The sequence below is a fragment of the Bradyrhizobium genosp. A genome (assembly GCF_049949275.1).
Lineage (GTDB): Bacteria > Pseudomonadota > Alphaproteobacteria > Rhizobiales > Xanthobacteraceae > Bradyrhizobium.
Window position 1 is genome coordinate 4966626 of the sequence record NZ_CP188196.1, and the last position, 20883, is coordinate 4987508.

At 60.3% G+C, this 20883-nt stretch carries 19 protein-coding genes; 12 read left to right on the forward strand and 7 right to left on the reverse strand.

What is annotated here, in order from left to right:
• Positions 1-123: 123 nt before the first annotated feature.
• Complete coding sequence (mgtE, locus tag ACP2YP_RS23195; RefSeq protein WP_426418649.1) at positions 124-1545, reverse strand: magnesium transporter; 1422 nt, start codon at positions 1543-1545, stop codon at positions 124-126.
• A 76-nt stretch (positions 1546-1621) separates the two neighbouring features.
• Between mgtE and ACP2YP_RS23200 the strand changes: the two genes are divergently transcribed.
• Both ACP2YP_RS23200 and ACP2YP_RS23205 read left to right on the forward strand, forming a co-directional pair.
• The gene (locus ACP2YP_RS23200; RefSeq protein WP_426418650.1) at positions 1622-2428 is read left to right on the forward strand and encodes a polysaccharide deacetylase family protein; all 807 of its coding nucleotides are present in this window, start codon (positions 1622-1624) and stop codon (positions 2426-2428) included.
• 178 nt (positions 2429-2606) lie between these two features.
• Complete coding sequence (locus ACP2YP_RS23205; protein ID WP_426418651.1) at positions 2607-3866, forward strand: polysaccharide deacetylase family protein; 1260 nt, start codon at positions 2607-2609, stop codon at positions 3864-3866.
• An 88-nt stretch (positions 3867-3954) separates the two neighbouring features.
• Here the strand turns inward: ACP2YP_RS23205 and ACP2YP_RS23210 are convergent, their stop codons facing one another.
• Positions 3955-4329, reverse strand: coding sequence for a hypothetical protein (locus ACP2YP_RS23210; protein ID WP_426418652.1), 375 nt, complete (start codon positions 4327-4329; stop codon positions 3955-3957).
• A gap of 230 nt (positions 4330-4559) precedes the next feature.
• Here ACP2YP_RS23210 and ACP2YP_RS23215 point away from each other — a divergent pair, with 230 nt between their 5' ends.
• Positions 4560-4817, forward strand: a complete 258-nt coding sequence (locus ACP2YP_RS23215; protein ID WP_426418653.1) for a hypothetical protein — start codon at positions 4560-4562, stop codon at positions 4815-4817.
• Positions 4818-5054: 237 nt separating this feature from the next.
• Positions 5055-5819 (forward strand): transglutaminase-like cysteine peptidase, encoded by a 765-nt coding sequence (locus tag ACP2YP_RS23220; protein WP_426418654.1) that lies wholly within the window; start codon positions 5055-5057, stop codon positions 5817-5819.
• A 14-nt stretch (positions 5820-5833) separates the two neighbouring features.
• On the opposite strand, the gene ACP2YP_RS23225 is transcribed toward ACP2YP_RS23220, so the two are convergent.
• On the reverse strand, positions 5834-6220 hold the full coding sequence (locus tag ACP2YP_RS23225; RefSeq protein ID WP_426418655.1) for a helix-turn-helix domain-containing protein: 387 nt from the start codon (positions 6218-6220) through the stop codon (positions 5834-5836).
• Positions 6221-6709: 489 nt separating this feature from the next.
• On the opposite strand from ACP2YP_RS23225, the gene ACP2YP_RS23230 reads away from it, so the two are divergent.
• Positions 6710-7015: a hypothetical protein gene (locus tag ACP2YP_RS23230; RefSeq protein ID WP_426418656.1), complete on the forward strand. Its 306-nt coding sequence runs from the start codon at positions 6710-6712 to the stop codon at positions 7013-7015.
• 162 nt (positions 7016-7177) lie between these two features.
• On the opposite strand, the gene ACP2YP_RS23235 is transcribed toward ACP2YP_RS23230, so the two are convergent.
• Positions 7178-8440: a lipopolysaccharide biosynthesis protein gene (locus ACP2YP_RS23235; RefSeq protein ID WP_426418657.1), complete on the reverse strand. Its 1263-nt coding sequence runs from the start codon at positions 8438-8440 to the stop codon at positions 7178-7180.
• A 192-nt stretch (positions 8441-8632) separates the two neighbouring features.
• Positions 8633-10948: a polysaccharide biosynthesis tyrosine autokinase gene (locus tag ACP2YP_RS23240; protein ID WP_426418658.1), complete on the reverse strand. Its 2316-nt coding sequence runs from the start codon at positions 10946-10948 to the stop codon at positions 8633-8635.
• Between the two features lie 269 nt (positions 10949-11217).
• Here ACP2YP_RS23240 and ACP2YP_RS23245 point away from each other — a divergent pair, with 269 nt between their 5' ends.
• From ACP2YP_RS23245 to ACP2YP_RS23275, 7 genes are all read left to right on the forward strand, one after another.
• Positions 11218-12513, forward strand: coding sequence for an O-antigen ligase family protein (locus ACP2YP_RS23245; RefSeq protein WP_426418659.1), 1296 nt, complete (start codon positions 11218-11220; stop codon positions 12511-12513).
• A gap of 125 nt (positions 12514-12638) precedes the next feature.
• Positions 12639-13769: an FAD-dependent oxidoreductase gene (locus ACP2YP_RS23250; protein ID WP_426418660.1), complete on the forward strand. Its 1131-nt coding sequence runs from the start codon at positions 12639-12641 to the stop codon at positions 13767-13769.
• Entirely contained in the window at positions 13766-14776 is a 1011-nt protein-coding gene (locus ACP2YP_RS23255; RefSeq protein ID WP_426418661.1) for a hypothetical protein, read from the forward strand. The genes ACP2YP_RS23250 and ACP2YP_RS23255 overlap by 4 nt, the downstream gene beginning before the upstream one ends.
• Before the next feature lie 95 nt (positions 14777-14871).
• Positions 14872-15819: a hypothetical protein gene (locus ACP2YP_RS23260; protein ID WP_426418662.1), complete on the forward strand. Its 948-nt coding sequence runs from the start codon at positions 14872-14874 to the stop codon at positions 15817-15819.
• Positions 15816-16655, forward strand: coding sequence for a sugar phosphate isomerase/epimerase family protein (locus ACP2YP_RS23265; protein WP_426418663.1), 840 nt, complete (start codon positions 15816-15818; stop codon positions 16653-16655). Before ACP2YP_RS23260 ends, ACP2YP_RS23265 begins: the two co-directional genes overlap by 4 nt.
• A gap of 46 nt (positions 16656-16701) precedes the next feature.
• Positions 16702-17127, forward strand: coding sequence for a GtrA family protein (locus tag ACP2YP_RS23270; RefSeq protein WP_426418664.1), 426 nt, complete (start codon positions 16702-16704; stop codon positions 17125-17127).
• 50 nt (positions 17128-17177) lie between these two features.
• Positions 17178-17978, forward strand: coding sequence for a glycosyltransferase family 2 protein (locus ACP2YP_RS23275; RefSeq protein ID WP_426418665.1), 801 nt, complete (start codon positions 17178-17180; stop codon positions 17976-17978).
• A 35-nt stretch (positions 17979-18013) separates the two neighbouring features.
• Here ACP2YP_RS23275 and ACP2YP_RS23280 read toward each other — a convergent pair whose 3' ends face one another.
• Both ACP2YP_RS23280 and galE read right to left on the reverse strand, forming a co-directional pair.
• Entirely contained in the window at positions 18014-19498 is a 1485-nt protein-coding gene (locus tag ACP2YP_RS23280) for a hypothetical protein (protein ID WP_426418666.1), read from the reverse strand.
• Positions 19499-19765: 267 nt separating this feature from the next.
• Positions 19766-20785, reverse strand: coding sequence for a UDP-glucose 4-epimerase GalE (galE, locus tag ACP2YP_RS23285; protein WP_426418667.1), 1020 nt, complete (start codon positions 20783-20785; stop codon positions 19766-19768).
• Between the last annotated feature and the right edge of the window lie 98 nt (positions 20786-20883).

The following is a 20883-nucleotide window of genomic DNA, read 5'->3' on the forward strand; positions in this document are numbered from 1 at the left end:
GCAGCGCGCCTCCTGGGTCCCGGTTCCGCGCAGCAACGCCATAGCGCGTCGAAGACGCGCGTGAACGCGCTTATGAGCGTTGCAGCGCGCCCGGGACACGAGAGTGCGGTTGCCGCACGCCCCCTACTTCAGCCCGAACCACAACGTGGCGATGCCGAGGAAGGAGAAGAAGCCGACCACGTCCGTCACCGTCGTCACGAACGTGCCCGAGGCCACCGCCGGATCGGCTCTGACGCGTTCGAGCGCCATCGGGATCAGGATGCCGCCGAGCGCGCCGGCGATGAGGTTGCAGATCATCGCGAGCCCGATGACGATGCCGAGGCCCGGGATCTTGAACCAGGCCACCGCGGCGATACCGGTGATCACGGCAAAGGCAACGCCATTGATGAGACCGACCAGCGTCTCGCGGATGACCACGCGCCAGGCGTTGGAGGAGCCGAGCTCGCGGGTCGCGAGCGCCCGCACCGCGACCGTCATGGTCTGGGTCGCGGCATTGCCGCCCTGGCTCGCGACGATCGGCGCCAGCACGGCGAGCGCCACCATCTGTTCGAGCTGGCCCTCGAACAGGCCGAGCACGGAGGACGCCAGGAAAGCCGTGGCGAGGTTGATCAGCAGCCAGTTGAAGCGGCCGCGCGCAATGGTGAGAAACGTGTCCGACAGCTCTTCGTCGCTGGTGACGCCGCCGAGCGCCTTGAGGTCCTCGTCCGCCTCTTCCTCGATGACGTCGACGACGTCGTCGACGGTGATGACGCCGACCAGGCGGTCGTGGGTGTCGAGCACGGGTGCTGCGACGAGGTTGTACTTGCCGAACATGCGCGCCACCTCCTCCTGGTCCTCCAGGACGGAGACGCGGCGGCGATCCTCGTCGGTCAGCTCGGTCAGCGGCACCGGGCGGCGCGCGCGCAGCAGCACATCCAGCGGAACCGCGCCATGCCAGTGCTGGTCCTTGTCGACGACGTAGATCTCGTAGAAGCGCTCCGGCAGATCGGGCGTATCGCGCATGTAGTCGATCGCCTGCCCGACCGTGAAATCCTGCGGCACAGCGATGAACTCGGTCTGCATGCGCCTTCCGGCCGAGTTTTCCGGATACAGCAGGCTGCGCTCGAGCGCGACGCGCTCCTGCAGCGGCAGCTTCTCGAGGATCTCCTCCTGCTCCTCCTGGTCGAGGGTTTCGAGCAGCTCGACCGCATCGTCGGATTCCAGTTCCCGGACGCCCTCGGCGACCGTCTCGGGCAGCAGCTCGTCGAGGATCTCCTCGCGGACGGTCTCGTCGACCTCGTTCAGTGCGGAGAAATCGAAGTCGCGGCCCGTCAGCTCGACCAGGCGGACACGATCGTCGGGGGCGAGCGCCCCGATGAGATCGCCGAGATCGGCCTCGTGCAGATCGGCGACGCAGGCGCGCAACGCGGCGCTGTCGGCGGCCTCGATGGCATGGGCAATTTCCTCGACGAATTCGTGCCGAATTTCGCCGTCTTCATTGCGCATCGGGACGTGGTCGAGTACCAAGGTCTCCGGGGAAGCGGCGTCATCCATATGTTCATCCATGGTACGCCTCGCCGTTTGACAGGTTGATGGTTTGGGCTGACGGTCAGGCAATACCCACAAGGCAATCGCAAGCGCAATGGCAAAGATGCATCGACCGAGATGGACCTCGATCATTGTGGGCCCGGCTCTCGCTACCCTCGCCGCGATCGGCTCAGTCAGGGCCGCCGACTGCCCGCGCAACGATACGCTCGGCACGTCGCGGGTGCTGAGCGTCGATGCCGAGACCACGCCGCGCGTCGGCTTGAAGAGCTTTCCGCAGACGCTGCCGCTCGCAGATCACGAGGTGGTGCTGACCTTCGACGACGGCCCGCGTCCGCCGACGACGTCAAAAGTGCTGGCGGCGCTGGCGCAGGAATGCGTGCGCGCGACCTTCTTCCTGGTCGGCCGGAGCGCCGCCGAATATCCTGACTTGGTCAAACGCATCGCCCGCGAGGGTCACACCATCGGCCACCACACCTGGTCGCATCCGTACATGGCGCGGATACCGGCCGATGCGGCGAAGTACGAGATCGACCGCGGCATCGCCACCGTCGAGATGGCGCTGCACGGGGTCTCGACGACGACGCCGACGACGCCGTTCTTCCGCTTCCCCTATTTCGAGTCCACGCCGGCCCAGCTCGATCTGCTCCAGTCGCGCGGCATCGTCGTGTTCGGCGCCGATCTCTGGGCCAGCGACTGGAACGACATGACGCCGGATCAGGAATTGAAGCTCATCACCGAGCGCATCGCCACCGCCGGCAAGGGCATTATCCTGTTCCATGATGCCCAGGCGCGTACGGCGGCCATGATGCCGGCGTTCCTGCGGTATTTGCGGGAGAACGGGTTTCGCGTGGTCCACGTCGTGCCGGCGGACACATCACAGAAGAACGCCGACGCGCATTGATGCCGGAATGTCACGCCTGACCAAAATGGGGTGATTTGAGCCCTATTAACACTCTGTTCATACTAGGCCATGCAATGATTGAGGGGACCTTAGGCGGGAAAGGTCTTTGCCCCTGAACCGTTTCCTGATGTCTCCGACCTACTATGGCGGCAAACGTAGATGAGGGCAGACCGGGTTCATGATCGACAGTAGCGTTGTTGTCCGGACGCGATCGTGGACCGTCCTGCTTCTGGGGTTGCTGACCGCGGCGTCGCCGGCGGCCTTCGCCGCCGAATGCCCTGGCCATCCCGACGCGCTCGGCACCTCCCGCACCCTCGTCGTCGACCCGCACGAGCATCCGCGCATCGGCACCATGCAGTACCGCGAGACGCTGCCGCTGAAGGACCACGAGGTGGTGCTGACCTTCGACGACGGTCCGCTGCCGAAATATTCCAACCAGGTGCTCAAGATCCTCGCCGACGAGTGCGTCAAGGCGACCTTCTTCGCCATCGGCGAACAGGCCAAGGCGAACCCGGAAGGCGTGCGCAAGCTGGTCGCGGCGGGCCACACCGTCGGCACGCACAGCATGACCCATCCGCTGACATTCAACAAAATGCCGATCGAGAAGATCGAGGCCGAAGTCAACGGCGGTATCGCGTGGACATCGGCGGCGATGACCGATCCGTCGTCCCAACTTGCACCCTTTTTTCGCGTTCCCGGCCTGATGCGCGCCGAAGGCGTGGAGAACTATCTGATCTCGCGTGGCATTCAGGTGTGGAGCGCCGACTTCCCGGCCGACGACTGGCGGCATGTGTCGCCTGATCGCGTCTACCAGCTCGCAATCCAGCGGCTGGAGGCCAAGGGCAAGGGTATTCTGCTGCTGCACGACATCCAGGCGCGCACCGTCGCGGCGCTGCCGAAGATCATCCGCGAGCTGAAGGCGCGCGGCTATCACATCGTGCATGTGGTGCCCGCGACCGCCGACCAGCCGGCGACGCCGACCAATGCGGTGGAGTGGCTGTTGCATCCGCCGACGGAGACGACGCCGATCGCGCGCTGGCCTTCCGTGCCGAACTTCGTGTTCGCGCAGACCGCGACACTGCCTGCGCCCGGCCTCGCCGATCTCAACGTGCAGACCGCACACCAGTCGTTGGTGTTGTCGCGCAAGACCATGGCGCAGGTCGATGTCGCCGCCACCCTGCCCACGCCGGGGCGCGATCTCTTCGCGATCCCCGAGGGCTCGGTCGAGGTGCTGCTGTCGGCGACCTTGTCGCGACGGGCCGCAACCCGGCTCGCGATGGCAGCCGAAGCACCGCACGCCGGCAAAGGCAACACCGCCAAGATGCAGGCACGGCGAGCCGCCCATGCTGCACATGCAGCGCCGAAGCACGCCGCTCAAGCCACGAGCACGGCGCCGCGCCCGACCCGCGTCGCCACCAGCGTGAAGAAGCGCGCCTGAAGCGCGATCATCGCGCTTCAGGTTGTTGTTTTGAGCATGATCTTTTCGGAAAACCGCTGCACACTTTTCCGGATCATGCTCCAAGCCGTTACTGCCGCATGATGTTGGCGACGCAGAGCAGCACAATCAGCGCCAGGAAGAACAGGTCCATATAGGACTTGAGCTCGCCGTCACGGCGCAGCCGCCCGACATCCAGCACAATCTGCTTGCGCGCGCTGGTCCCGCCCGAGCCGTCATTGATCGGCGCCTGCAGGCGCTTGGTCTCGGCTTCCAGCTTCTCGATCTTCTGGAAGAAGTAGAACGCGCGCAGCGTCGAGGCCGCGCGCATGCCGCTATAGACCAGCACCAGGATCGCGAGGATCGCCCGGTTCTGATACTTCTCCATGAAGTTCAGGCTGAAATAGACCAGCGCCATGAAGGCGAAGTTGGTCAGGAAGCGGTAGGCGAAGCTTAGAAGGACCATGCTGGCTCCAGCCGAGAGAGGTCGCGCGAGGCCCGTCTACGCCAACTTTGTTTCAATAAGGATACCATCGCCCGCGCGCCGCCGCCTTTTAGCCACGCGCCGCCATAATGCAAGCGAGAGCGCGCCGCTCGCCTTGTTCCACGCCGCCGCGGCTCGATGGAGATTCGACGGAAGCTACGGTAGACTGCTGCCACTACCATACGTGAGGTCTTGCGGATTGGGGTCTGCCGATGCCGAAGAAGGGAATCACGGGCCACGACGACTGGGTTCTGACCGAGGCGCTCGCAACCGCGCTGGTCGCGCTGGAGCAGCTCGAGGCCAAGCACCAGCCGAGCGCACATATGGACGATATCCGGAAAATGCTGTCGAACGGCAAGGAGCCTGCGGCCGTGATCCTGCACCTCGCTCAGGCCAAGTGCCGCCTGTTCCCTGACCTCGACCCGCTCGAGATCTACCGGGAATACGGGATCGGCGAGGAATATGGCTAGCGGACCCGCGCGTCTTCCTGCGGCGGACGCATTTGACGTGATTTCAATGAGTTGACGGCGGCCCTTCAGGCTCAGGATTTGGCTGAGCTGCCAGGGTGCGCGCATTAATCGAAACCTCACTATGACCAATGGACTGGACCGACTTTCTCCGAGATCGATTCAATTTGAAGGAACGGCTTAGCGGTATCGCGAAATCTGTCTGCGAGCCTCCCATCCGGACGCCGATGGGGGACAGGCATGACCGGATCTCGCAGGGAGCAACGCAAGCGCATCGCACGGCTTCGCCGGTGGCTGACGGCTGCCGCCGCCCTCACCGCGACCGTCCTGCTCGCTGGCGCGCCGGCCCACGCCTTCCTCGCCCGTCCGGCGCTGTTCGCTGCGATCGGGAACGCCACCAAGGCGCCGAACGGATGGTTGCAGCTCTGCGCCACCAATGCCGAGGAGTGCAAGCCGACCGCGGACCAGGCGCGCGAAATGACGCTGACGCCGGATCTGCTGCAGCAGCTCTACGAGATCAACAAATACGTCAATGACCGCGTGGTCTGGACCAGCGATGCCGAACTCTACGGGACGGAAGAGCGCTGGGCCTATCCGCTCGACCGCGGCGATTGCGAGGACATGGTTCTGCTCAAGCGCAAAATGCTCGCCAAGGCCGGCTGGCCGCTAGGCGCGCTGCTGATCACCATCGTCGAGGAGCGCGGCCAAGAGAAGCAAGGAGAGAATCAAGGAGGCAACCAAGGGAAGACGCGCCACGCGGTGCTGACCGTCCGCTCCGACCACGGCGAAATGATCCTCGACAACCAGACGCCGGAAATCCTGTTCTGGTACGAGACCAGCTATCGCTACCTGTCACGGCAGAGCGCGGTGGATCCGAATGTCTGGGTGTCCTACGGCGCCGCGCAGGCCAGACCTGCCATTGCGGTGGCTGCCCCGCCGCGACCTGTCGCCCTGCCGCCTGCCTCGCCCTTCGACTTGCCGCCCCCGCTGGGGATCAAGCCCTAGCTCGGGACCAAGCCTTAGCCCTTCTCGGGCCGCCGGAGCCGCGGCTCCTGGCGCGCACGAAGCTCCTCTTCGTACTTCAGCTTCTCCAGCAACATGTCAGTGACAAGACGTCGCAGTTGGGCGTTTTCGAGCTCCAGCCGCTTGATGGCATCGCTGGACGAGGCATCGCGCGGCGCGCTCACGCTGCTCATGATATCGTCGCCTGCGCCATCCGCCCCCGCATCAGGAGATTTGAGCATCTTCTTCCAGCGATGGTAGGTCATGATGCTCACGCCGAGCGCTTTCGATATCTCGCGCTGGGTCTTGCCTCTGGCCACCAGTTGATCTGCCTGGGCCAGCTTGGCCGAAATCTCCTCCGAGGCATGCCTTTTGCCAACCATGTAGTGGCCCTCTCCGGCCAATTCTTGCCCACCAAGAGCTAGTAATCGCAAATCGTAAACCTTTTCAATAGGCCGGCGATATTCCTGAAGCAGTCATTCGGTCGCATGACGACCCTAGCGCTGCGATCGCTCGCGCGGGGTACATGAGGCGGCAAGCCGAGCAACCAGCGCCAAATGCCAGACAGGCCATTTAAAAACTGTTGTGAGCCCGTTTCGCGACGCATGCTCGCCTCGATATGCGTCGGGCGATCACATCAACTATCAGTACGATATCGAGCGTCAGGCTCCACGCACGCTATAGTATAGACCGAGCGCGGTCACGCCGGCATCCGTTATCGTGATCGCGATCAATAGAGGCGTTACCGCAGGCCCAAGACGTTACAACCCAACGGACGCGCATTTCACTCTGTATCCCAAAATCGCTCATGGACGCGGGAGGCCCCATCTTTGCATTAAGGAAAAAATCAGCGCTGGGCGCGATCATGGCTTCATAATAAGGAAGACGGCGTCATGCCACAGATCTGGCTCACCTACGACGAACTGGCAGCATTGATGGACTGCGATGGGGCAGAAGCGCGCAGCGGCGCCGCTGCGATCCCACTCGATCGCCGCAAGAGCCGCGATGGCCACACCCGTGTCAAATTGAACGCCTATCTGACCGAGGCGTTTCTCGACGCCTCACTGCAGCAGCGCCTTGAGCAAGAGAGCGCGGCCTGCGCGAGCGATCTGCGGACGATGCTGGAACGCATGGCAGAGCGCTCCGCCGCACCGCCGAATTTCCGCGCCGGCCAAGCGGGCAAGATGAGCCACGGCTAATCAGCCGTCTCGCGCGCTGTCGGAATGGCGCTGCTAACGCTCAGAACATCGTCAGCGATCAATAACATCCGAGCCGATCATATTCGGCATGGTGGATTCATGACGTCGAAATTCGTTGAGATCACCTTGGCAAGAACGATGACCTTGGGCAGATCGTAAATTTCAGCGCGTCGCCCTAAGCACTTCCTGGCCCGAGATCATAGCGGTCACCACGCTGGCGACGACAAGCCCCCAAACGACTCCGGTCAGACCTGACTCCCGTTGCAGGATCAACGCCGAACCGAGGAACGCGATCAAACCTGCGGCCCGGACAAACATAATGACGCGCGTCCGGTTCAGCGCCAGCAGCGCCCCCGCTATGCCCTGGTTGACGGCTTCGGTCACGACCAAGATTGCAAACGGCCACATCAAAGGCGCAGCGGCGACCATCTCGGCCCTCTTGTAGAAGAATGTCAGGACCTGGACAGGCCATCCGATAAGAATGATCGAAAAGCCGGACGCGAGAAGCACGAACACTGCGGTCACAGCTGATACGCGCTTGCGCATGGTGCGACCATCCGATCGGGTCGCAGCTTCGGCAAGCCGCGGCACGGTCAATTGATTTATGGCAACGTTGATCTGACTAACTGGTGTGACAATGTTAAACAGCGCTCGCAGGGTTCCTCCAGCGGCCGGCCCGGCAAACGCTGCCACAAGCGGAATGACACCTTGGCTGCCGACCCAGGAGATTAAAGACGCGCCCAGCAACCAACGGCTGGACCGAAACAAGTCGCGAGCCACCTCATAGACGGCAGCACGCGAGACGACATCGACCGGCGATATCCGGGCCGCGATACCAAAAATCACAGCTGGAATGCTGGCCGCCGCCCAAACGAAAAGCGCCGTAACCGACGTGAGCCGGCCAAGCAGAACGAGACACACGAGGAGCCCGAAAATCGTTAGTGCGTAACACACGCCGCTTAGTGCGGCGATGTCAACGCGATCCTCGATGTAGCAGAGACGACGAACGAATGATTGAAAGCGCTGAACCGGATTTACGATGGCCAGGCAAAGCAGAATCGCGCCGAGCTCCGGCGACCAATACAAAACCGTGATCCCGGCGGCGGCGACCGCGACGCTCGTCAATCCGCCCAATGCTATGTTGATCCACGCTACTGCGCTCCTGAAGTCCCCTCGGGGGCCCCGCACCCGCGTACTGGCGAACGCCGGCAGAGCGTCGTTTATCAGCGCACCCGTCACAGTCTCGGCCAATATCGAGGTCGTCCAGGCAATGCTGTAATAGCCAAAACTTTCCAGGGAAACGTTGTTGGCTAGCACAATCGTAAAGAGAAAATTCGACAGGCTCACACACCCCTGATCAACGAGCGCAAAGAACGCGCGGCCTTTCCATCGACCGGCGACTCGCAAGGCGCTCGTCAGCATCATTCCCCCCTCTCACGAGTCATGGTGGCCGATGGAACTGGCGCGAAGCCCGCTCGACCGATCATGCCGGATTCTGATCGCTTGAACGCCCTCGCGGAAAACCCAAAATCGCTCGGCTTGGTCGAGAACCCTGCGCGGCGAGCGGCGGCGAGATCGCCCTGTGCTCCGATGTGACGCCGCTCGATCGTCAGTTGCTCAGTGGGCGTAGTCGGCTTGCGCATAGTAGCCGACCACGTGATGTTCATGCCGGCGAAATGCGTTCATGTCGACCTTGTTGAGAACGGCTCCCAGCAACCGGTCATGAACCTCAGGCGCTGCCACCATCTGCTGTCGTACAGCAACCAGGCTGGTCCGTCCCCACTCTATCACGTAGACATATGAATCGACGAGGCTGGCGGTCGCGCGCACTTCCGTGACCGGCCCCAGCGGAGGCAGGTCGACGATGATGTTGTCGAACTTCTCCCGCAGCCGTGTGATCAGCATCCTGAACGACTCCGAGGCGAGAACCTCCCGCGACGGCGCGAGCGGGGAGCCAATGACGGCCGGAAGAAACGCCAGCCCAGTCGTTGCATCGGTGCGCACCGCATCGTCGAGCTCGACCCTTCCGTCCAGGACCTCGAGCAGGCCGTTCCCCTCCTGCGCACCGGCGACGCGGCTCAACGACGGATTGCGCACGTCGGTATCTATCAAAATGACCTTCTTACCAGCCTGGGCGATCAATTCGGCAAGATTGCTCGCCACCGTCGACTTTCCTTCCCCCGCGTACGTCGACGTGACGCCAATTACCTTGCTCGGCTTGCCGCCCCTGCCGATATCCGCTGCCACCTTGATCGAACTGATCGCGTTCGCAAATGGCGACAACGGCGCAAATACGACGAACCGGAAAAACTCGCCTCGCCGGGGCGGCGGATTAGTTCCCGGTTCTGCGGCCCTCGCCCACGGAATGCGCGAGCGTCGACGCCAGCGAGGCTGCACTCCGGGCGTCAACTGCGGCACGACGGCAAGGCAGCCCGTCTGCAAGATCTCATGCACCTGCCTGGTCGTGCGAAATACGCGATCGAGCACTTCCCACAGAACGGCAACGATGACGCTCAACCAGAGCCCTATCAGGATGGAGCCCCCCAACACGGCGAACGTCTTCGGCCCGCTCTTTGGCGCCCGCGGGTTCGCCGGGCTGACGACGCGGGCCTCGGTGATCGGGAATGACTGCTGCTGGATCGCTTCCATATAGCGGGTCAGAAAGCTGTCGTAGATGCTGTGGTAGGCTTGAGCGTTGGTTTCGAGCTCCCGCAAACCGATCCGCTCGCGACTGGTGGTACGGGCATCCGACACCATGTCGGCCAGTTTGTTCTTGAGCGTCTCCTCCCGCGCCCTCGCGATCTCGTAGTCGCTCGTGTTGCTTTCAGCGATCCGGCGAAGCTCGGCCCCGATCGACTGGCGAATCTGGTGCATCTGATCGCGTAGATTGATCGTGGCCTGGTGGTCATTGCCGTATCGGGCCGACAAAAGTCCTTCCCGCGTGGCGAGGTCGAGGTACTGGTTACGCAACCGGATGACCACTTCGCTCTTGATCGATTCCGCCACCGCCGCATCGGGGATATCCTGCTTCAGTATCTCCTGGATGCGATCGACCCGCGCCTTCGCCTCGCCACTCGCCACGCGAGCAGCACTCAGCTGGCTTGCCAGTTCGCCGAGCTGCTGCTCCTCGAGGGCACGCATGCTCGTGCTCGCACCGCCTGGCGAGGACGCGATCCCGATGTCGACGATGTTGTTGCTTTCCTTGTAGTCGAGGACGGCGCGATCGACGGCGGTCGCTTGCGTCCGGAGCTCAGTCATTCGCTCCTGGAGCCATTTGCTGGCACGTCGCGTCGCTTCGTATTTCGCGTCAAGCTGATCGACGATGTAGGCTTCAACAATTGCGTTGGCTATCTCGGCCGCCTGCGCCGGACGCTGCGAGGTGAAGGCAACGTCGAGTGCGTAGCTCCGCCCGACACGGGTGATAGCCCGCTGGCGAAGGAAGCTGTCGAGAGCGACCTCAATGCGCTCGTCTTCCGAATGGTCCAGGCCTCGCGCCGCGTTGTCCCTGCCGAACAGCCCAGTGAGGGGCGAGAAGAGCGTGCGCCAGAGCCCCGTCCGCGCGAATTCCGGATCGTCCATGAGGTGCAAGTCCTTGACGACGGCCTTGGCGACCTTGTCGGACTTGAGCAATTCGACCTGGGATTCCACCTGGGCCGTGTCGAGTGGGACGTCGGCGGGCGAGGGCTGGAGCGCCCGCAGCTTGCTGGAGTCGATCATCAGCACCGCGTGGGCAGTGTACTCGGCCGGAGCCGTCAACAGATAGACGAGGCCACAGGCGGTCGCGAGCCCGGTCACGATCGCGAACGTCATGTAGCGGCGTCGCAGAAAGCCGCTCATCCGCTCGACGAGGTCGGAGATGGACACGGATAGGCCGGCCAGCTCGCGCTCAGACAGGTCAGCCCCTCTCTCCTGCAAGTACGCTCGGGTGTCCATGTTTGCGGAGTCCAGATTCCATTGCGCTCGCAGGGAACCACTCGCAGTAACCCCCTCCCCCCACTGACATGATAGCTTTACAGTTTCATGACGTGACAGTTCATCATGACAGGTCTAAAACGCATGCGGCGGGGGTCATCATATTGATAACATACACGACTACGTTCAATACCGCTTCCACCCAAGCCTGATGGTAACCCGAACACGTGCCGGGACTGTGCTGGGAGGCGATCATGCCTGCGCGTGGGACTTTCGTGGGAAACACTTGGATGAGAGGCAGCGACCAAGCATCTCGACTCGAGATGTACTTCGCCACCGGCATGCTCGTCTTTGCCTCCGGAGTGGTATACGTCGCATTCTTGCCGGACCCGGGCGGCGACCAATTCGTCGCAGCCGGAGAGTCCCTTGTGTACCGGTTGTTTTGGGCAGGTGGATACTTGGTATTGGCTCTGCTGGTCAGCCTGCACTCCCGCAGCGTTCTAACGGAGCTCGCCAGGAATTGGCCGGTACTGGTCTTGCTCTTTGCCTACCTGTTACCGGAAATAATGGAGCCAAACTCCTGGCTGCGTCTTCTGCTGCTGTTTTTCACCGTGACGTTTTGCGCATGGATGGCATCCCGCTTTTCTCTGAACCAGACGATACTGACGTTACACTACGTCTTTCCCATCGTGATGATCATTCATGCCTTGAGCGCCTTCGTGCATACGAGCTACGAGGCGGATCTCGCCGAACGGGAAACCCTCCTTGGCTCTATGGCGTATGCTGGCTTGTTCTCGCACAAGCAGCAGGCGGCAATGGTATTCAGTAGCTCGTTCTTGTTCTATACATTACTCATCTTCGCATCACGGGCTTCCTGGCCATGGAAATTGCTGGGTGCGTCGACGAGCCTTCTTTTTCTCCTTCTCAGCGGTTCGGCGAACGGGATCGTGGTGACCCTGGTGAGCCTCGACGCTTCGCTGTGCCTGTGGGCTCTCATAAGGAACAAGACATACGTCTTCTCCATCAGCGCCTTGACTTCCATCGTCTTGGCGATGCTATTTTTTGTCAAATCAGACTTGCTGTTCGGTGCGCTGGACCGCTCGTCCGACCTGACAGGGCGGACCACCCTATGGGAGCGGTGGCCCGGATTCTTCTATGACCGCCTGCTTACTGGATACGGCTACTCTGGTTTCTTCGTGGAAGACGGCCCAGCCGAACGGTTGTGGGCTCTGGACGAATATTTCCGTGCCCCGAACTTCCATAATTCCTTTCTCGACGTCGGCATAGCAGGCGGCGCACCCGGTCTTCTTTCACTGCTGCTGATTGTGTTGCTCGGACTCGGCGGAACCTGCCTGGTGGCCTTCAGGTCTCGTCAGCCGTTCGTCGTGATGTTTTTTGCTTTGTTCCTGGCTCTCAGCCTGTTCGGAATAGGCGATGGCTCGTTATTTGTTCACAATAACTTCGTTACAATTTGTTTCCTGACGATCTATTTCAAGCTCGGAATCAAGTTGCGCGCGCCGATCGCCTCTGAATTCGAGATTCCACTTAGAGAGGACGCACGGCCGTTTCCGCGCGCGGCGGGGTGAAGCAACATGACATCGGGTATGGCGGCAGCGATGGATTGGTCATCCGCGAGGGACGGAGATTTTCAAGCCGGGACGAGCCGCATTTCGAGGCCAGCCGAGTGACGAATTGGTGTGGGGACTAGAGAGTGCGCCGGCAGAAATTCGTAGTCGTGGGCGGAGGGTTTTTCGGCTTGTATTTGTCCGAATTTCTTGCCCTGAATGGCCATGCGGTTCTGCTTTGCGAGCGCGAGCCCGATTTCATGCGGCGCGCCTCGCACAACAACCAGGCCAGGGTTCACAACGGCTATCACTATCCGCGAAGTGTTCTGACCGCACTAAGATCTAGAGTGTCGTTCCCTCGCTTCGTGGCTGAGTTTCGAGATTGCGTTGTTTCCGATTTTCACACGTTCTATCTGATCGGCTCGAAACTCGGCAAGGTGACCCCAGCGCAGTTCGCGAAGTTTTGCGACAGGATCGGGGCACCATACGAAGTTGCTCCGAACTGGCTGCGGAGCCTGACCAATCCGAATTTCATCGAGGCATGTTTCTCTGCTGTGGAGTACGCCTTCAACGCCGACGCTCTGCGGTCGGTCATGCACAGCCGCATCGCGTCGGCTGGAGTCGAATGGCGGCTGGAGACCACAGTCGAGAGGGTGCGCAACGAAAGGCTCCGCTTGGCAGCGACCATCCGGAATGCCGATGGCTCGACCGAGGACGTCGTCGCCGATCAGATATTCAATTGCACCTATTCCAACATCAATCATCTGCTCACCAGCTCCGCGCTTCCCGCGATTGCGCTAAAGCACGAAATGACCGAGATGTGCATAGTTCAGGTCCCCGAGGTGCTCCAGAACGTCGGGGTCACCGTGATGTGTGGTCCATTCTTCTCGGTGATGCCATTTCCTCCGCTGAGACGGCATTCATTTAGCCACGTGCGATACACGCCGCGCTACGAGTGCTTCGAGGAGCAGAGCGGTGATCCGACCAGGTTCTGGACGGCGAAGCCGGCCGCCAGCTCCTGGGAATTCATGCGTCGCGACGCCGCCCGGCATATGCCCATCCTCGGTGACTGCCGCCATGAAGACTCGCTGTGGGAGGTCAAGACCGTGTTGCCTCGGAGCGAGACCGACGACTCCAGGCCAATACTCTTCCGTCCCAATCACGGCCTCCCAGGGCTGCACAGCATACTCGGGGGCAAAATCGACAATGTTTACGATGTGATTGCGGTCATTGAAGCGCAGGGCATTGTGACACGAACCGGGAGCATGCGACCGTGAAAAGTGACGCCTTCGTTTCCGTCATCATCGTCGTCCAGCGCCCGGATGACTCCCTGAAGAGCGGCGTGGCGGCCGTGTGCGACGAACTCAATTCGCGGTATTCGGATTATGAAATCATCCTGATCGTACAAGGACCGGCGCGGCAGCGTCTCCTGGACGCCCGCCTCGCCGATATTCTCGCGACAGTTCCGAGCCTTCGCCTCATTCAATTGGCTTACGCGGTGGACTACGAGGTCGCCTGCACCGCCGGGATCGACAACGCCATCGGCGATTTCGTCGTCATTTTTGATCCGATCGTCGATCGCCTGGAGTCGATCGGCGAAGGGGTCGTAGCCTGTCAGAAGGGGACCGACATCATCGTCGGCGTCTCGAGCCGTCCGCTCCCGCCGCTCTACGGTTTGGCACGACGCTTGGCCAGCCGACTGCTCGCCGCAATCGATTACGAACTCCCAGCGAATGCGACGGGATTTCGCTGTGTGAGCCGGCGAGCGATCAACGCAGTCATCGAAACCGGTCGGTTCCACCACCAATTCGCCCAGCGCCTCCAGAAGACTGGCTACTCTTCCGAAGCGCTCGTTTACGAAACGAAAGTCGACGTGCACCGACAGCGATCGCTGTTCCGAGCCGGCAGGAGATTTCTGCGCTTACTCGTTTTCAATTCGTCACGACCGCTTCGGTGGATGTCGGGCGTCGGGCTGTTAGGAAGCTTTCTCGGCTTTTCTTTTGCCGTCTACGTTTTGCTCGTGCGTCTTTTGAAGCGAGGCGTGGTGGAAGGATGGACTACGACAGTCCTCTTCTTGTCAGTGCAGTTCATGCTGTTGTTCGTCATTCTCGCTTTCATCAGCGAATACCTGAGTCGTTTGCTTGAAGAGCAACGGGGGACGAGCGACTACGCTGTCGTATATGAGAAGCACAGTCCGGTTGGGCTCGGCGAAGCACGAGTAAACGTCCTGTCGCAATCGACGTCTACGGAAGTCAGCGGGATTCAAACCGCGATCGGCGCATAGCGCGTAGCGCGTAGCGCAGCGTTTCGGCGTCTCGACAACGTGAGGTCCTGGCTCGTGGATTTGGATCTGGAAGCGGCGCAAAGCCTGGAGCGTGAATGGCAAACGCAATAATTGGTCATACCGGGTTCGTGGGAACAAATCTTCTTTTGGCACACGATTTCTCGGCCCGCTTCAACTCGCAGAACGTCTCTGACATCGACGGCACGGGATACGAGTTGGTGGTCTGCGCCGCAGCGCCCGCGTCGATGTGGGCTGCAAACAAAGACCCGGACGGCGACCTGGCCAATATCCGCAGGCTCCTGTCCCATCTCGAGAGAGTCGCTGCCAAGCGATTCGTGCTCATTTCGACCATCGCCACGCTCGCGGAGCCAACCGGGCTCGATGAAGACGCCGACCGCTTCGAGGTCAACAAAGCCTACGGCCGCAATCGCCGCTTCCTTGAAGAAGCGGCGGTCGCGCTGTTTCCAAGGACTCACATTCTGCGTCTGCCTGCGCTCTACGGCGTCGGCTTGAAGAAGAATTTCATCTTCGACATCGCCAACCCGATCCCTTCGTTCCTTACCAAAGCGAAATTCGCCGAACTGAGCGATCTCCTTCCCAGCCCAGCAGCTGCGGTTCTGCGCGCCGTCTATCACGACGATGCGGAATTGGGGATGCTGCGCTGTGACCGTAAGGGGCTCGACGGCGCGGGCCGGATCGTGTTGACGGAGGCGCTCTTCGACGTCGGCTTCAGCGCCGTGCACTTCACCAATGCGGACAGCACCTTCCAGTACTACGGCCTCGGTCGCCTTTGGCGAGACATCCAAGTTGCGGTTTCCAACGAATTACCGGTCGTCCATCTCGCTCCCGAGCCGTTGCGGGCCCGCGACATCCACCAAGCGCTGACTGGGCGCCCCTTCGAAGGCGCAGCCGCTCCCCTCTATCATGAGGACATGCGAACTCGTCACGCGGCCTTCTGGAATACGAATGGCCCATACCTCATCGACTCCGCGAGCGTGCTGCGCGATCTCGCAATCTTCTTCGAGAAAGGCGCGACAACGTGAAGTTTGCCGTTTCCAATATCGCATGGCTCTACGCCGAGCGATTAGACGCTTATGCGGTCCTTCGCGACCACGGGTTCTCAGGCCTCGAAATCGCGCCGAGCCTGCTGTTCGCCGAAGAGAACGATCCGTTTGCTCCATCCGTGCAGGCGGTAAGTTCGCGCGTCACCGAATTCGAACGGTTCGGTCTGAACCTGGTTTCCGCCCAGTCGCTGCTTTTCGGCGTCGATGGCGCCGATCTGTTCGGCTCGCCGTTAGGTCGAGAACGTTTCGAAACCGGCCTTGCGCGAGCAATCAAATTGGCCGGACGTCTCAGCATCCCCAATCTCGTCATCGGATCGCCGAAACAGCGCATCGTGCCACCCGGCTTCTCGGAGGACGACGTGACGAACCGTGTGAGGGAAACGTTCTGCCCGCTTGGCGATCTCGCAGCGGCAAACGGAACGCGGCTTGCGTTGGAACCCAACGCCGTGGGCTACGGAACGAACTTTATGACCACCGTCAGCGAGACGATCGCCGCAGTTCACAAGATTGGCCATCCGGCAGTGACGCTGAACTTCGACACGGGCGCACTCTACATGACGGATGACTACAACGACGTCGCTGCTAACGTTGCTGAAGCCGAGGCCTATATATCCCACGTCCACGTCTCCGCCGCGAATTTAGCGCCCGCGCCGGTAAGCGAAGCCGACGCTCGCTCCTTGCTCGATGCGCTGACCGACATCGAATACGATCATGCCGTATCGATCGAAATGAAGGTTGTCGCAGATGGTCTCGAGACGCTGAAGGCATGTGTCGTCCGCTTGCGCGCTGCCGCGACGGCCGGAGAGCGGCCATGAAGGCGCTATCGTGTTTCGAGCTAAGCGCCAACGCCGGAAGCTGGTCATGAGGATCCTGCCGATTCAATCTCGGGAAATGATGCGTTTCGCGGCCGTGATCGTCGCGGGACTAGCGGTGGACTTAACGACGGCCTTCGCCGTCGCCGCCGCTGTCGGCATGCCCGTGGCGGTGGGGGCGGCCGCCGGCTTTTTCGTCGGGGCGTTGTTCAACTACGTCTGCCACGAGCTCTGGACGTTCCGCGAGGAAGGATGCTCGCTCTCCCCAAATCGAGCCTCGCTCTATCTGATTTCGGCCGTCCTCGTACTCTGCGTGCGCGTTCTTGTCGCCTCTGCGCTATCGCCGTGGGCGGCGAGCCGTTGGTCACGCTTCGCCGTGCTGATCGCGGCGGCCGGCGTCTCGTTCGTTCTGAATTATCTGCTCAGCCGTTTCATGGTGTATCGCCGCGTGTCGTCGCGCTACGAATCGATCTGATCGAACGCGGCGTTTAGGTTCCAGCAAAGTGTCGAGAGGTTCAAAACGGAATGGAAGCCATTGCGCAGGAGCCATCGACGGCTCGCCAAGTTCCCGCCTTCGAGATCCATCTCTACAACCCACGGCGAAGCCGCCACGCGCTGGTCATCCCCGTGATCAACGAAGGCGAACGCATTCGGCGCCAGCTACGGATCATCGCGGACGTAGCTCCCCCCGTCGATGTGATTGTTGCCGATGGAGGTTCCACGGACGGTTCGGTCAGCGCGGAATTTGTTTCGATCCTTTCCGTCCGCGCCGTGTTGGTAAAGACAGGGCCGGGCAAACTCAGCGCGCAGCTAAGGATGGCCTACGCTTGGTGCCTCGACGAAGGCTACGAGGGGATCATCACGATAGATGGTAACGGCAAGGATGGCGTGGAAGCGATCGCCTCGATGTGCGCTAAACTCGACGAAGGTTACGATTATGTCCAGGGCTCACGATATCGTCCTGGCGGCAAAGCAGAGAATACGCCACTCGAACGTACGCTCGCGAACCGCTTCATCCACGCGCCATTGCTGAGTTTCGCTGGACGGCATTGGTATACCGACACGACCAACGGCTTCCGCGCGTACTCCCGCCGTTATCTTCTGGATCCCCGGGTCGCTCCTTTCCGGGACGTGTTCCAACGCTACGAGCTGCTCTTTTATCTCACGGTTCGGGCCGGGCAGTTGGGGATGAAAGTCTGCGAGGTACCGGTTCGTCGCAGTTATCCCTTGGGCGAAGCGACCCCCACCAAGATCGCCGGCTTCAAGGGCAAGCTTGCCATGCTCGGCGAGTTGTTCGACGTTGTGCGAGGCGCGTACGCCCCATGAAGCACCGCGAGTCCCTCTTCGTCCGCGGAGAACGTTCACGACGGTGCGAAAGGCAGTTTACCGTTCGATATCTCCGCGGGCTTTTCACCCCAACTCGGGAACAGACGACATTTCGAATCGACAATGCTGAGTAGTCCGAAAGGAATGTACAACAAGTACCACAAAACGAAGTTGATATGCGTATGAATGTAGGAGTGACCTTTAGCCAGAACGAACCAGGAGGCAGAACATAGGAAACTCGCCAATGTAACTGACGAGAGAATCGATCGATGCCTTGCCATGGTATAAAATACCGCGAGGTTGAACGCCAAAAACGCGAATATGCTCATCCCAGTTGAGGCGATGGACACAATCAAGGATCGGTTCAGGCTCTCCACGATGCGCACAAAGCTTTGCACGCTGTGAGACACGATTGCAGTCTTCAGCTCGTGCGCGAGCGCACTGATTTCGCTCTTTTTTTCCTCGGACATGTCAGACAAATAATCAATCCACGGCACGAAATGCTGCATCAACAAATACCTCGGGATCATCTTGTAAACAGGTGCGTTGAGAGATGCCCGTAGTCGCCTGACACAGATCTCTCCCTTTTCTTCGGCGGACTTGGTACCTTGAAACTCCGCTGCGCAAGCGGCCTCGATACATGCCTCGCCGCAATACTTGGCCGACAAACGTTTCGCTGCGACTTCGGTGACTTGGCTCAAGCCGGACGCCATATCGGGCCCGAGCGCTCGCGCATGAAGCATTACCGCCGTCGCGAACGACAGCAACGATATGCATCCAACTGCGAAGACATGCGCCAAAATGCGCCTCGCCGAAGCGCGCTCTCGAAGGCCATGCAAGAGCAAGAATACGAAACTTGCGATAACAACCGTGGAAGCAAATTCGTAACCGCTCAAGAGCCTCAACAGGAAGCTCGCGAACATGAAGATGCAGAGCAGCACAAACCAACGGAATGAGAGAAGCGCTCGACGACCCAGCAGGAGCGCGATCAAGGCCGGAAGAAACCAGGTGAATTCGACCCAGTACAGGTTGGCTGCGAATGCCGCGACCCATGGCGAAATCAACAACGGTAATACAAACGCGAGAGCAAGCGCATCAGTTGAGATCGACGCCATGCCGACAAAGAAACCGCAGACGACCGCCGCCATGAAAGCGGAAGCCACCAATTGCATGACTCGGTAGTCCCGACTGACATACTTCGAAAAATAGAAAAAGAAATAGTACTGTATTCCGAATTGCGAGGTATATCGGCGGAATTCCCCAGATGTATCCCGATCAACATAAAGCTTCCGTTCAACACCGGGTGAAACGTCGATTGGCCTATTATACCGTCCAATCATCGGAGAACCGATTTCTCCGTGCAGAATCCCATCTAAAATCAACTCCTCTGAATCGGCATTGGTTTGCTCGAAGAACAATGGGTCTGCGGCGCGGAAGAAGTTCCAATTGTAAGAAGCGATTCCGGCTGAGAAGATCATGAGCACGAAGAATATTCTGCGCATGGTGATAGACAGGATCAAAACGCCCTCCATTTCTCCAATACTGTGACTGCTTTGCATAGTGCTGCGACAACTTGGTGAAGCGGGAATTCCGAGCGCGCCGGCGGACGGCTTTGCACTACCAAGCTATCTCTGGGGACGTGATCTCCCGCGCCGACTGCCGCCGGACGCATACGATCCTAGGTGTCTTCCGCGGTCGGTATTCGCGAGCGGCATCGACGAGCAACCATCGGACGCAACACGTCAACAAATCAACGATCCCGCTGATCCGCTGATCACGCCAATGATTTATGAGACCTCAGCACCGTAACCATCGCGGTTCGATTGTTGCCAGCGCCAATGGTCTATGCACATTTCCATGATTGACCGCTTTGCCTTCCAACCAAGCAGCCCTTCGGCTACGGTGGCATCTGCATAACACGATGCGACGTCACCGCGGCGGCGCGGACCAAACACCACAGGAATGTTCCGACCGCTTGCTTTCGAAAAGGCCTCCACGATCTCCAAGACGCTGGTCCCGGTCCCGCTTCCCAGGTTCACCGTGGTGATTTGCGGATACTGCATCTTGTTCAATGCCATGAGGTGGCCAACCGCAAGATCGACCACGTGGATGTAGTCGCGGACCCCCGTTCCATCCGGAGTCGCATAATCTTTGCCCCAGACGTTGAGATACTCTCTGCGACCGACGGCGACTTGGGCCACATAAGGCAGCAGGTTGTTCGGCATCCCCACGGGGCTCTCCCCAATCAGCCCGCTCTCGTGCGCGCCGACCGGATTGAAATAGCGCAGGATTGCGATCGACCAATCGGGCGTCGCTACAAACTGATCGCGCAGTATTTCCTCGATCATCAGTTTGCTGCGACCGTAAGGGTTCGTCGCCGACAATGGGTGATCCTCACTGAGTGGGAGCTTGTTTGGTTCGCCATAGACTGTGGCCGATGAGCTGAAAACGATCTTCTTCACACCGACCTCCTGCATCACTGCAAGAAGCTGAAGGGTACCGCCGACATTGTTATCGTAGTAGGCGACCGGCTCTTGAACGGACTCGCCGACCGCCTTCAAACCTGCAAAATGGATCACTGCGCTGACCTCATGGGTCAGCATCACGTCCTTAAGCAAAGCGCGGTCTCGAATGTCACCTTCCCGAAAGAGCAACGACCGACCGCAGATCTGTTCGACCCGGCGGAGAGATACTCGACTTGAGTTGCTCAGGTTATCGACCACAATGATATCGTGCCCGGTTTTAAGGAGCTCGACGCAAGTGTGCGAGCCAATATATCCCGCCCCGCCTGTTACCAGTATCATCATCGCTCCAACGCCCGATCAATACTGTCCGAGAAGCCAGCGATTGATTGGATGGCATCAAAACCGAATACTAGAATAATGCGACAGCTTCATTTCTGGAC

Coding starts and splice junctions, on each gene's coding strand:
- ACP2YP_RS23270 (WP_426418664.1), top strand. CDS start 16,702: ATGAGGATCCTGCCGATTCAATCTCGGGAAATGATGCGTTTCGCGGCC.
- ACP2YP_RS23200 (WP_426418650.1), top strand. CDS start 1,622: ATGGCAAAGATGCATCGACCGAGATGGACCTCGATCATTGTGGGCCCG.
- ACP2YP_RS23235 (WP_426418657.1), bottom strand. CDS start 8,440: ATGATGCTGACGAGCGCCTTGCGAGTCGCCGGTCGATGGAAAGGCCGC.
- ACP2YP_RS23260 (WP_426418662.1), top strand. CDS start 14,872: ATGGCAAACGCAATAATTGGTCATACCGGGTTCGTGGGAACAAATCTT.
- ACP2YP_RS23275 (WP_426418665.1), top strand. CDS start 17,178: ATGGAAGCCATTGCGCAGGAGCCATCGACGGCTCGCCAAGTTCCCGCC.
- galE (WP_426418667.1), bottom strand. CDS start 20,785: ATGATGATACTGGTAACAGGCGGGGCGGGATATATTGGCTCGCACACT.
- ACP2YP_RS23210 (WP_426418652.1), bottom strand. CDS start 4,329: ATGGTCCTTCTAAGCTTCGCCTACCGCTTCCTGACCAACTTCGCCTTC.
- ACP2YP_RS23220 (WP_426418654.1), top strand. CDS start 5,055: ATGACCGGATCTCGCAGGGAGCAACGCAAGCGCATCGCACGGCTTCGC.
- ACP2YP_RS23245 (WP_426418659.1), top strand. CDS start 11,218: ATGAGAGGCAGCGACCAAGCATCTCGACTCGAGATGTACTTCGCCACC.
- ACP2YP_RS23215 (WP_426418653.1), top strand. CDS start 4,560: ATGCCGAAGAAGGGAATCACGGGCCACGACGACTGGGTTCTGACCGAG.
- mgtE (WP_426418649.1), bottom strand. CDS start 1,545: ATGGATGAACATATGGATGACGCCGCTTCCCCGGAGACCTTGGTACTC.
- ACP2YP_RS23240 (WP_426418658.1), bottom strand. CDS start 10,948: ATGGACACCCGAGCGTACTTGCAGGAGAGAGGGGCTGACCTGTCTGAG.
- ACP2YP_RS23205 (WP_426418651.1), top strand. CDS start 2,607: ATGATCGACAGTAGCGTTGTTGTCCGGACGCGATCGTGGACCGTCCTG.
- ACP2YP_RS23230 (WP_426418656.1), top strand. CDS start 6,710: ATGCCACAGATCTGGCTCACCTACGACGAACTGGCAGCATTGATGGAC.